3 protein-coding genes are annotated in these 12,413 nt (G+C 78.0%); all 3 read left to right on the top strand.

Annotated features, from left to right (window positions below; genetic code table 11):
- Positions 1-110 precede the first annotated feature (110 nt).
- The 3 genes from ACFWXO_RS05005 to ACFWXO_RS04995 are packed head-to-tail and all read left to right on the top strand — an operon-like array spanning position 111 to position 12,327.
- Positions 111-4,181, top strand: coding sequence for a thioester reductase domain-containing protein (locus ACFWXO_RS05005; protein WP_380522333.1), 4,071 nt, complete (start codon positions 111-113; stop codon positions 4,179-4,181).
- A gap of 33 nt (positions 4,182-4,214) precedes the next feature.
- Positions 4,215-10,751: an SDR family NAD(P)-dependent oxidoreductase gene (locus ACFWXO_RS05000; RefSeq protein ID WP_380522331.1), complete on the top strand. Its 6,537-nt coding sequence runs from the start codon at positions 4,215-4,217 to the stop codon at positions 10,749-10,751.
- 25 nt (positions 10,752-10,776) lie between these two features.
- Positions 10,777-12,327 (top strand): aspartate aminotransferase family protein, encoded by a 1,551-nt coding sequence (locus tag ACFWXO_RS04995; RefSeq protein WP_380522329.1) that lies wholly within the window; start codon positions 10,777-10,779, stop codon positions 12,325-12,327.
- Positions 12,328-12,413 lie beyond the last annotated feature (86 nt).

Genomic DNA, 12,413 nt, shown 5'->3' with positions numbered 1-12,413 from the left:
CGCGCGCGCCCCCCCGGGCGGGCGCCCCGGGGGGGGTGGGGGCCCGGCCGCGGGGGCGGGCCCCGCGGCCCCCCCCCGCCCCGGCCCCCGCCCCCCGGCAGGTCACGGCGGTGCCGAGCGCACGGGCGGGCTCCGCCGAGGTGCCCGGGCTGCTCGGCGCGCTGGCGGCGTTGTGGACGGCCGGGGTGCCGGTCGACTGGCGCGCCGTCCTCGGCCCGCCCGGGCGGACGGCGGCGGTCGCCCTGCCGACGTACCCGTTCGAGCGGGAGCGGTACTGGCTGACGCCGCCGCGCGCCGCGGGCCGGGGAACCGCCGGGTGGGCGCTCGGGCACCCGTTGCTGACCGGCGTCACCGAACTGGCCGGGCGCGCGGAGCTGGTCCTCGACGGACGGCTGCCCGGCCGCTCCCCGGCCGAGCTGGTGGAACTGGCGCTGCGGGCGGGCGAGGAGGCCGGGTGCGCGGTGCTGGCCGAGCTGACGGTCGACTGTCTGCCGGAGCCGCCCGAACGCGGCTCGCTGGAGGCCCAGTTGGTGCTCGCACCGGCGGACGACCGGGGGTGTCGGGCGTTCACCGTGCACACCAGGGCCGGGGAGAGCGGCGGCTGGGCCCCGGTGGCCTCGGGCGCGCTCGGCCGGGGCGGCGTGCGGACGGTCGCCGACGAGGGGGCCTGGCCGCCACCGGGCGCACAGGCCGTGGCGACGGACGTCGACGGGGTCACGGCGCTGTGGCGGCTGGACGGCGAGCTGTTCGCCGAACTGGCGCTCCCGGACGGCACGACGGCGGAGGGCTGGGGACTGCACCCGGAGCTGCTGGACGCGGCGGCGCGCTGCGCCGGCCCCGGGCTCGCCGCCGAGTGGCGCGCCGTGCGGCTCCACGCGGCGGGCGCCACCCGGCTCCGGGCCCGGATCACCCCCGGGCCGGACGGCGCGGCGCTGCGGCTGACCGACCCCGCCGGGCGGCCGGTCGCCGACGTCGAGGCCGTGCGCCAGCGGGCGACGGACGGTCCCGACCGGGCGGCTACGGCGCAGCGGAACCGCGCCCGGGACGGGCTGTTCCACGTCGACTGGGCGCCGCTCACCCTGCCGTCGTCGGCGCCGCACGTGCGCTGGGCGGTGCTCACCGACGGCGCCGGACCGCTGCCGTCCGGCACCGGGGCACTGCCGGTCGGCGCCGGACAGCTGCCGGTCGGCGCCGGACCGCTACCGGACGGGGCCCACCGGTTCGCGCGGGTCGAGGAGCTGCTCGGCGCGATCGGCGGCTACGACGCGGTGCTCGCCCCGCTGCTGCCCGGTGCCGAGCCCGACGTCCCGGCCCGGGCCCACGCACTGGCGGCCCGAGCCCTGGAACTGGCCCGGTGCTGGTCGGCCGACCGGCGCGCCGCCGGCGTCCCGCTGGTGGTGGCGACCCGGGGCGCCGTGGCCGGGGTGAGCGACCCGGCGGCCGCCACCGTCTGGGGCCTGCTGCGCTCGGCCCAGTCCGAGGCCCCCGACCGGATCGTGCTGGTCGACCTGGACGACGCTCCGGCCTCCGCCGCCGCCCTCCCCGGGCTGCTCGCCACCGGCGAACCCCAGGCGGCGATCCGCGCCGGGCGGGTGCTGGTCCCGCGCCTGGCCCGGGCCGGGCGGCCCGACGGCGGCTCCGCGACCCCCGCCCCGCCCTGGCCCACCGACGGCACCGTGCTGCTCACCGGCGGAACCGGCGCCCTCGGCGCCGTGTTCGCCCGCCACCTGGTGCGTCGGCACGGCGTGAGCGACCTGCTGCTCACCGGTCGGCGCGGGCCCGCGGCCCCCGGCGCGGCCGCCCTGGTCGCCGAACTGGCCGCGCTCGGCGCGCGGGCCACCGTCGCGGCCTGCGACGTCGCCGACCGGACCGCGCTCGCGGAGCTGCTGGCCGCCGTCCCCGCCGACCGGCCGCTGACCGCCGTCGTGCACGCGGCCGGGGTGCTGGACGACGGCCTGCTGGCCACCCTGAGCCCCGAACGGCTGGCGGCGGTGCTGCGCCCCAAGGTCGACGCGGCCTGGCACCTGCACGAGCTGACCCTCCCGCACGGGCCGTCCGCCTTCGTGCTGTTCTCCTCCGTCGCCGGGATCGTCGGCGGGCCGGGCCAGGCCAACTACGCCGCCGCCAACACCTTCCTGGACGCGCTCGCCGAGCACCGGGCCGCCCTCGGCCTGCCCGCCACCTCCGTCGCCTGGGGCCTGTGGCAGGACGAGGGCGGGATGGCCGGGCACCTCGGCGAGGCCGATCTGCGGCGGATCGCCCGCAGCGGGCTGCGCCCGGTCACCGCGGCCGACGGCCCGGCGCTGCTGGACGCGGCCCTGACCGGGCCGCAGGCCGCCGTCCTCGCCGCGCCGCTGGACCTGGCCGCGATGCGGCGCCACCCCGCCGAGCTGCCCACGGTGTTCACCGGCCTCGCGCCGCTGCCGCCCCGGCCCCGCGCCGGGACGACGGAGGCGGCGGCGGAGCCGTTCGCCCGGAGGATCGGCGCGCTGGCGCCGGAGCGGGCCCGCGAGGAGGCCGTCGAGCTGGTCCGCCGGGAGGCCGGCCGGGTGCTCGGCCACCCCGACGCGGCCGCCGTCGGCGCCGAGGACGCCTTCCCGGCGCTGGGCTTCGACTCGCTCGCCGCCGTGCAACTGCGCAACCGGCTGGACGCGCTGACCGGTCTGCGGCTCGCCCCCGGGGCGGTGTTCGCCCACCCGACACCGGCGGCGCTGGCGGACCACCTGCTGGCGGCGCTCGCCGGGCCGCAGGCACCCGACGGGACCGGCACGCCGACCGGGGCTCCTGATCGGGCCGGCACGCAACCGGTCGGTACGGAACCGCTCGGCGCGGAACCGCTCGGCACGGAACCGGTGGGCACAGGACCGGGCTACGCGGATCCGGGCCGCGCGGATCCGGGCTACGCGCCCGATCCGGCCGGGGAGTTCGCCGCCGACGTCCGCCTGGACGAGGACGTCCGCCCGGCCGCCGAGCTCGTCGCGGACGTCGTCGAGCCCCGGGAGGTCCTGCTCACCGGCGCGACCGGCTTCCTCGGCGCCTTCCTGCTGCGCGACCTGATGCGCTCCACCAAGGCGACCGTGCACTGCCTGGTGCGCGCCGCCGACCCGGCCGCGGCCGCCGAGCGGCTGCGCGAACGCCTGAGCTGGTACCGGGTGTGGGACGAGATCGACCCGGACCGCCTCGCGGTCGTGGTCGGCGACCTCAGCCGGCCCCGACTCGGCCTCACCGAGCTGGAGTTCGACCGGCTCGCCCGGATCGTCGACGTGGTCCACCACGCCGGGGCCGCCGTCAACTGGCTGCGCCCGTACAGCGAACTCCGGGCCGCCAACGTGGACGGCACCCGGGAGGTGCTCCGGCTGGCGGCCCGGCACCGCACCGTGCCGGTGCACCACGTCTCCTCCACCGCCGTGTTCGCGGAGAAGGGCGCGGAGCCCGGCCCGCGCACGGTGTCCTCCCCGACCGGCCCGCCGCAGGTGCTGGCCAACGGCTACGCCCAGAGCAAGTGGGTGGCCGAGCAGGTGGTGGGGATCGCCCGGGAGCGCGGACTGCCGGTGACGGTGTACCGGGTCGACGTGGTCTGCGGCGACCAGGTCCACGGGGCCTGCCAGACCAGGGACTTCTTCTGGCTGAGCCTCAAGGGCCTGGTCCAGTCCGGGGCCGTCCCGGCCGGGCTCGCGGGCGCGGGTGCCGTCCACCTGGCCCCCGTCGACTACATCAGCGCGGCCGTCACCACTCTGGCCGGGCAGCGCGGGAACGCCGGCCGGACCTTCCACCTGCAGAACACCAGCACCGAGGGGTACGGCGAACTGACCGGCTACCTGCGGGAACTGGGGTACTCGCTGCCCGAGGTGGAACTCGAGCGGTGGTGCCGGACGGTGCGGGCCCACCCGGGCAACGCGCTCACCCCGCTGCTCGACCCGTTCGAGCGGATCGCCGGACACCGGGCCGTCCACCCGCTGATGGACGTGTCCGCCGCCGAAGCGGCGCTGGCCGGGACCGGGATCGCCTGCCCACCGATCGACCTGCCGCTGTTCCGCCGGTACGTGGACTTCTTCGTCCGCACCGGCTGGCTGCCGCCCCCGACCGGCACCGGTACCGGCACCGCTATCGGAACCGGAACCGGAACCGGCACCGCTATCGCTATCGGTACCGGCACCGCGCCGCCCGTGCCCACCGCCTGACCGCGCCCCGCCCGCCCGACCAGGAGGACGACCATGCATCTGGAGATCACCCCGATCGACGCGCTGCGCCGCGCGGCCCGGCGGCCCGGGGCGGGCCCGGCCCTGCACTACGAGGAAGCCGAGATCGGCTACCCCGAACTGCTGGACCGGGCCGGCCGCCTGGCCGAGGTGCTCGCCGACGGCGGGGTGACGGCCGGCCGCCAGGTCGCCTACCTGGGTCTGAACAGTCCGACGCTGCTGGTGACGTACCTCGCCTGCGGCTGGCTGGGCGCCGCCTTCGTGCCCGTCAACCACCGGCTCGGCGCCGCCGAGGTGGCGGAGCTGCTGCGGGACTGCGCAGCGCACACCGTGGTCGCCGAACCGGGCCACGCGCCGCTGGTCGACCCGTCGTCCGGGGCGCGGCTGCTGCTGGTGGACGACGACCCGGCCGCCCCCGTGACCGGCCCGCCCGACCCGCGCTGGACGCCGCTCGCCCCCGCCCTGGCGGCGGCCCCCCAGCCGCCGCGCCAGCCCGCGCCGCTGGACGCCGAGGACCTCGCCGTCCTGCTGTACACCTCCGGCACCACCGGCCGGCCCAAGGGCGTCCGGCTCACCTACGGCAACATCTGGTGGAACGCCGCCAACATCGACGCGGCGATGACCACCCGCGAGGACGACGTCAACCTGGTGGTCACCCCGCTGTCGCACATCGGCGGGCTCAACTGCTTCACCCTGCGCAACCTCGGCCACGGCGGCACCACCGTGCTGCGCCGCCGCTTCGACCCCGAGCGGACCTTGCGCGACCTGGTCGCCCTCCGGGTCGACACCTTCTTCGCCGTCCCCTCGATGTACGCCCTGCTGGCCCGGCAGCCCGGCTTCGCCGCCGCCGACCTGTCCGCGCTGCGCGGCGCCGTGGTGGCCGGTGCCCCCGTCCCGCCCGGACTGGTCCGCGACTACGCGGCCCGCGGGGTGCTGCTCCAGCAGGCCTGGGGCCTGACCGAGACCGCCTGCTTCGCCAGCTACCTGCCGCCGGAGCTCACCCTGGCGAAGGCCGGCTCGGCGGGCCGGGCGATGCCCTTCACCCAGCTGCGGATCGTCGACCCGGAGACCGGAACGGACGTCGCCGACCCGGACCGGCCGGGCGAGGTCTGGGTGCGCGGCAAGCACGTCTCGCCCGGCTACTGGCGCGACGAGGAGCAACTCCGCGACGCCGACGGCTGGTTCCGCACCGGCGACCTCGGGCGCCTGGACGCCGACGGCTGCCTGTACCTGGTCGACCGGCTCAAGAACGTCATCATCCAGAACGGCGAGAAGGTCTACCCCGCCGAGGTCGAGCGCGCCCTGGCCGACTGCCCCGGCCTGCGCGAACTCGCCGTCCTCGGCACCGCCCACCCGGAGTGGGGCGAGACCGTCGTCGCGGTGGCCGTGGCCGAGCCCGGCAGTGCCCCGAGCCTGGAGACGGTACGGGAGTTCGGCGCGGCCCGGCTGGCGCCGCACAAGCTGCCCGTCCGGTTGCACCTGGTCGCGGAGCTCCCGCGCAACGGCGCCGGCAAGGCCGACCTGGCGGCGCTGCGGCTGCTGCTGCCGGCCATGACGGAAGCCCGCGCGATGGAAGCCCGCGCGACGGGTGCCCGCGCGACGGAAGGACCGGGCTCGAAAGCCCCCGGGCCGCCGCGCCCGGACGGCCTGGCCGCACTGGTCGCGGCCGCGACCGAGGCGGCGCTCGGCTTCCCGCCCGGCCGCCGCTACGGCGCCACCGCCGGCTTCGCCGAACTCGGCCTGGACTCCCTCCGGGCCGTCGCCCTGCGCGACCGGCTGGCCGAGGCCACCGGCCTGACCCTGCCCGCCACGCTGGCCTTCGACCACCCGACCCCGGCGGCCGTGGTCGCGCTGCTGCGCGCCCGGCTCGGCGAAACCCCCTCCACGGAAGGCGAGTTCGGGCCAGGGTCCGAGCCCGAGCCCGCGTCAGGCCCCGGGACCGGGCCCGCCGACGACCCGGTGGTGATCACCGGCATGGCCGTCCGCCTCCCCGGCGGCATCACCACCCCCGAGGCGCTCTGGCAGCTGCTCAGCGAGGAACGGGACGCCGTCTCCGGCTTCCCCGAGGACCGCGGCTGGGACCTCGCCGCCCTCGCCGACCCCGACCCCGAGGCCCCCGGCCGCTCCGACACCCGGCACGGCGGCTTCCTGCGCGACGCCGCGCTCTTCGACGCCGACTTCTTCGGCATCTCCCCGCGCGAGGCCGCCGCGATGGACCCCCAGCAGCGGCTCCTGCTGGAGACCAGCTGGGAGGCGCTCGAACGGGCCGGCATCGCCCCGACCGCCCTGCGCGGCCAGGACGTCGGCGTGTTCACCGGCGTGTTCGCCAACGGCTACACCGAGCGCGTCCCGGTCTCCCGCACGGCCGACGGCTACCGGGTCACCGGCAGTGCGACCAGCATCGCCGCCGGCCGGGTGGCGTACGTCCTGGGCACCCACGGCCCGGCCGTCGCGGTGGACACCGCCTGCTCCTCCTCGCTGGTCGCCCTGCACCTGGCACTGCGCTCGCTGCGGTCCGGCGAGTGCACGACCGCGCTGGTCGGCGGGGCGACGGTGATGGTCACCCCGGACGCCTTCGTCGAGTTCTCCCGCCAGCGCGGCATCGCCCCCGACGGGCGCTGCAAGCCCTTCGCGGAGGCCGCGGACGGCACCGGCTGGGCCGAGGGCGCCGTCGTCCTCGTCCTGGAGCGGCTCTCCGCCGCCCGGCGGGCCGGCCGCCGCCCGCTCGCCGTGGTCCGCGGCTCGGCCGTCAACCAGGACGGCGCCTCCAACGGGCTGACCGCGCCCAACGGCCCCGCCCAGCAACGGGTGATCCGCCGCGCCCTGGCCGACGCCGGACTGCGCCCCGACGAGGTCGACGCGGTGGAGGCCCATGGCACCGGCACCGTGCTGGGCGACCCGATCGAGGCCCAGGCGCTGATCGCCGCGTACGGGCCGGAGCGCACCGAGCCCCTGCTGCTGGGCTCGGTGAAGTCCAACCTGGGGCACACCCAGGCGGCCGCCGGCCTCGTCGGCGTGGCGGCCACCGTGCTGGCCCTCCGGCACGGCGTCCTGCCCCGCACCCTGCACGTCGACCGCCCGAGCAGCAGGGTCGACTGGTCCGGCGGCGCGGTGCGGCTGCGCACCGCCACCGCCCCCTGGCCCGAGCGGCGGCGCCCGCGCCGGGCCGGGGTCTCCTCGTTCGGGATCAGCGGGACCAACGCCCATGTGCTGCTGGAACAGGCCCCGGTCGAGGAACCCGCCACCGAGGCCGGGCCGGAACCGCTGGTGCCGCTGGTGCCGCTCGTGATCTCCGCCCGGACTCCGGAGGCACTGGCCGCCCAGGCCGGGCGGCTGGCCGACCTGCTGGACGACGGGGCCCGGCCGCAGGACGCGGCGCGCTCCGCACTCGCCGGGCGGGCGCTGTTCGAGCACCGGGCCGTCGTGCTGGCGGAGGACGGGACGCAGGCCCGCGCGGCGCTGCGGGCCCTCGCGACGGGCGGGGCGAGCAGGTCCGGCGCGGCGACTCCCGGATTGGTCACCGGCACCGCGCCGGCGGACCGGGTGGACCAGGACGTGGTCCTGGTCTTCCCCGGCCAGGGTGCCCAATGGGCCGGCATGGGGCGGGAGTTGTGGCAGTCCGAAGCGGTCTTCGCCGAGCGGATGGCCGCCTGCGAGCAGGCCCTCGCCCAGTACGTCGACTGGTCGCTCGCCGACGTCGTGCACGGCACCCCCGACGCCCCGCCGCTGGACCGGGTGGACGTGGCCCAGCCGGTGTCCTTCGCGGTGATGGTCTCGCTCGCCGCCCTCTGGCAGTCGTACGGCGTCCGTCCGGCGGCCGTCCTCGGCCACTCGCAGGGCGAGATCGCCGCGGCCTGCGCGGCCGGTGCGCTGACCCTGGCGGACGCCGCCCGGACGGTCGCGCTGCGCAGCCGGGCCATCGGCGCCCGCCTCGCGGGCACCGGCGGGATGCTCTCCGTGCCGCTGCCCGAGCGCCGCGTCCGGGACTGGATCCGGGCCTGCGGCGGGGGAGTCGAGATCGCCGCCGTGAACGGGCCGGAGCGCACCGTGGTCGGGGGGGACGGCGCGGCGCTCAGCGGGTTCCACGCCGAGCTGGAGCGGCGCGGGATCGACGTGCGGATGATCCCGGTCGACTACGCCTCGCACACCGCGCAGGTGGCGCAGCTGGAGCCGGAACTGCTGCAACTCCTCGACGGCGTACGGTCGTCGGCGCCGACGGTGCCCTGGTACTCGACGGTCGACGGCGACTGGGTCGGCGGCCCGGTCGGGCCCGACTACTGGTACCGCAACCTGCGCCACCCGGTCCGCTTCGAACCCGCCGTCCGGGCGCTCGCCGAGCAGGGCTTCACCACCTTCGTCGAGGTCGGCGCGCACCCGGTGCTGGGCACGGCGATCGAGGCGACGCTGGCCGACACCGGGGCGGGCCGGGCCGCCGTGGTCTGCGGCAGCCTGACCCGGGGTGAGGGCGGCCGGACGCGGTTCGCCCGTTCGCTCGCCGAGGCCTTCGTCCGGGGCGTCCCGGTCGACTGGACGCCGCTGCTGCCGCCCGGCGCGCGCCGGATCGACCTGCCGACCTACCCCTTCCGGGGACGGCGGTACTGGCCGGAGCCGGTGTCGCAGCCGGGCCCCGGGCCGGTGCCGGTGCGGGCGTTCGCTGGCACGGGCGACCTGTTCCGCCTCGCCTGGCGGGACCTGCCCGTGCGCGGCGCGGCGCCCGTCCCGGTGACACCGGTCGCGGACCCGGCGGTGCTGCCCCCGGACGCGTCCGGCTGGCTGCTGCTCCCGCCCGCCGACGCCGCCGACGCCCCCGCCGAGGACACCGCACGGGTCCGGCGCGCGACCGCCCGCGCCCTGGCGGCCGTCCAGCACTTCCTCGCCGACCCCCGGTACGAGGACCGCCGCCTGGTCGTCGCCACCCGCCACGGCGTGGCGACCGAGGACGGGGAACCCGTCGACCCGGCCGAGGCCGCCGTGTGCGGCCTGGTCCGCTCGGCCCAGACCGAGCACCCCGGCCGCCTGCTGCTCGCCGACCTCGACCTGCCCGCCGACGCGACCCCGGAGGACTGCGCCCGCGCGGTCGCGGCCGCCCTGGGCGAGGCGGCCGCCGCGGACGAGCCGCAGTTCGCCCTCCGCGGCCCGGCCGTCCGGGTGCCCCGCCTGGCCGCCCGCACCCCCGCGCCGACGGACGGCCCGGTGCTGGACCCGGCCGGTACCGCGATCGTCACCGGCGGCACCGGGCTGCTCGGCCGGCTGATCGCCCGCCACCTGGTGACGGGCCACGGCCTGCGCCGCGTCCTGCTCGCCTCCCGGCGCGGCGCCGAAGCCCCCGGTGCCGCCGAACTCCGCGCCGAGCTGGCCGAGTTGGGCGCCCACGCGGAGGCCGTCCGGTGCGACGTCGCCGACCGGGAGCAGGTCCGGGCCCTGGTCGCCGGTGTGTCCGCCGATGCGCCGCTCACCGTCGTCGTGCACGCCGCCGGGGTGCTGGACGACGCGGTGGTCGCTTCCCAGACCCCGGACCGGCTCGACACCGTGCTGCGCGCCAAGGCCGACGCCGCCGTCTGGCTCGACCGGGCCACCCGCGAGCTCCCCGCACCCGTCGCGCTCGTGCTCTGCTCCTCCGCCGCCGGTGTCCTGGGCACCGCGGGCCAGGCCGGGTACGCGGCCGCCAACGCCTTCCTGGACGGCCTCGCGACCCGCCGCCGGGCCGCCGGCCTGCCCGCGGTGTCGCTGGCCTGGGGGTCCTGGGACGCGCCCGACGGCATGACCGCCGCCCTGGGCCGGGCCGGCCGCGCCCGGCTGGCCCGCACCGGCGTCCGGCCGCTCCACCCCGCCGAGGGGCTGCGACTGTTCGACGCGGGCCTCGCCGACGGCCGGGCCGTCCTCGTCCCGCTCGCCCTGGACCCCGGCGCCGTCCGGCACCCGGCCCCCGCGGTGCTGCGCGACCTCGCCGAACCCGGCACCGCCGATCCCACCGGGGGAACCGCCGACCCCACGCCCGGTACCACGGCTCCCGGACTGCAGGCCGTCCGGCTGGTCGCCGCCGACCCCGCCGCCCTGCTCGACCTGGTCCGGGCCGAGGCCGCCGAGGTGCTCGGGGCGGACGAGCGGATCCCGGCCGAGGAACCCTTCGAGTACGCGGGCTTCGACTCCCTGATGGCGCTCGAACTGCGCGACCGGCTGGCCCGGCTCACCGGCGCCCGGCTCCCCGCCACCCTGGTCTACGACCACCCCAGCCCGGCCGCCGTCGCCGAGCAACTGGGCCGACTGCTCGGCTCCGTCCGGGAACACCGGCAGGCGGCCGCCGCCCTGGACACCCTGGAACGCACCCTCACGGCCGTGGACGAGGAGTCCCGCGCGGACCTCACCGCCCGGCTGCGCACCCTGCTCCAGCGGCTCGAACCCGCCACCGCCCCGGCCCGCCCCCTCGCCGCCGCTCCGACGGCGAGCGTCCCGGCGGGGGCACCCGCCGGCGAACCGGCCAGGGAACTGGCCGACGAACTCGCCGACGCCGACGACGACGAACTCCTCCGCTTCATCGACACCCGGCTCTGACCGGCACCGCCAGAAAGGCACCGCGATGACCACCACCGGTCTGGCCGAACCCTTCCTCCGCGCCCAACTGGAGTCCCTGGGCCTGGCCGTCGAGTACGTCCGCGCCGAGGGCGACACCCTCTACCGGCGCGGCGACGACGGCCGCGAACTCCCCGTGCTCGACCTCGTCGGCGGCTTCGGCGCGACGATCCTCGGCCACAACCACCCCGAGATCCTCGCCCTCGCCCAGGAGTTGCTGAGCGCGCGGGTACCGGTGCACGCCCAGTTCTCGCTGCACCCGTACGCCGAGACCGTCGCCCGGCGGCTCAACGAGATCCTCCACCGCGACACCGGCGACCCGGGCCCGTACACCGCCGTCTTCGCCAACAGCGGCGCCGAGGCGGTCGAGGCCGCCGTCAAGCACGCCGAACTCGACCGCGGGCTCAAGGCGGCCGAGCTGCTCGCCCGGATCGACGAGGAGACCGACCGGGCTCGCCGGGCCGTCCGGGACGGCGCCGTCCTCTCCGCGGCCGCCCGGCGGCTCGCCGACGGCGGGGACTTCGAGTCCCTGGCCGCCGCCCTCACCGCCGCCAACCGGGCGCGGGCCGAGGAGCCGCCCGTGCTGCTCGCCCTGACCGGCGGCTTCCACGGCAAGCTCGTCGGCAGCGTCCAGCTCACCCACAACCCGGTCGTCCGGGAGCCCTTCCGGGCCCTGGCCGCCCCCTGCCGGTTCGTCCCCGCCGAGGACCCGGCCGCCCTCGCCGCGGCGATCGCCGAGGAACACCGCACGGCCCTGGGCCTCACCGTCTCCGACGGCACCGTGGACCTGGCCGAGCACCGGCTGCCCCGGCTGTGCGCCCTGGTACTGGAACCCGTCCAGGGCGAGGGCGGGGTCCGGCCGCTCACCGCCGGGTACGCGCGCGAGCTCCAGCGGATCTGCGCCGAGGCGGACTGCCCGATCGTGGTGGACGAGGTGCAGAGCGGCATGGGCCGCACCGGCAGCTTCCTGGCGAGCTCCGCCATCGGGCTGCGCGGCGACTACTACGTGCTCGCCAAGAGCCTCGGCGGCGGCCTCGCCAAGGCCGCGGTCATGCTGGTGCACCACCGCCGCCACCGGCCCGGTTTCGAGCTGCTGCACAGCTCCACCTTCGCCAAGGACGCCTTCTCCACCCTGATCGCCGCCCGCACCCTGGACCTGCTGGAGGCCGACGGCGGCGCCCGCTACCGGCAGGCCGCCGAACGCGGCGAACGGATCCTGGCCCGACTGGAGGGCATCCGCGACGACTTCAAGGACGTCGTCGCCGACGTCCGAGGCCGCGGCCTGATGCTCGGCCTGGAACTGCGCGACCAGGGCGACTCCACCTCCCCGGCCCTGCGCGAACTCTCCCGGGCCGGCGTCCTCGGCTACGCCGCCGCCGGCTACCTCCTCCACGCCCACGCCCTGCGGGTCTTCCCGACCGCCAGCGCGACGACCACCCTGCGGATCGAACCCTCCGTCCACATCACCGACCCCCAGATCGCCCAGGCCGAATCCGGCCTGCGCGCCCTCTGCGACCTCCTCCGCACCCAGGACGGCGACCGCCTCCTCGCACGCTGACGCAGGGCGCACCGAGGCGCGTACCGGGGGCGAGTGCGCCCGGTACGCGCCCTGGTGGGGCGGCGTCGTGCACCGCACACTGACGG

The organism is Kitasatospora sp. NPDC059088 (genome assembly GCF_042738155.1).
In the GTDB taxonomy this organism is placed as follows: domain Bacteria; phylum Actinomycetota; class Actinomycetes; order Streptomycetales; family Streptomycetaceae; genus Kitasatospora.
This window is presented reverse-complemented; position numbering and strand designations above follow the sequence as displayed.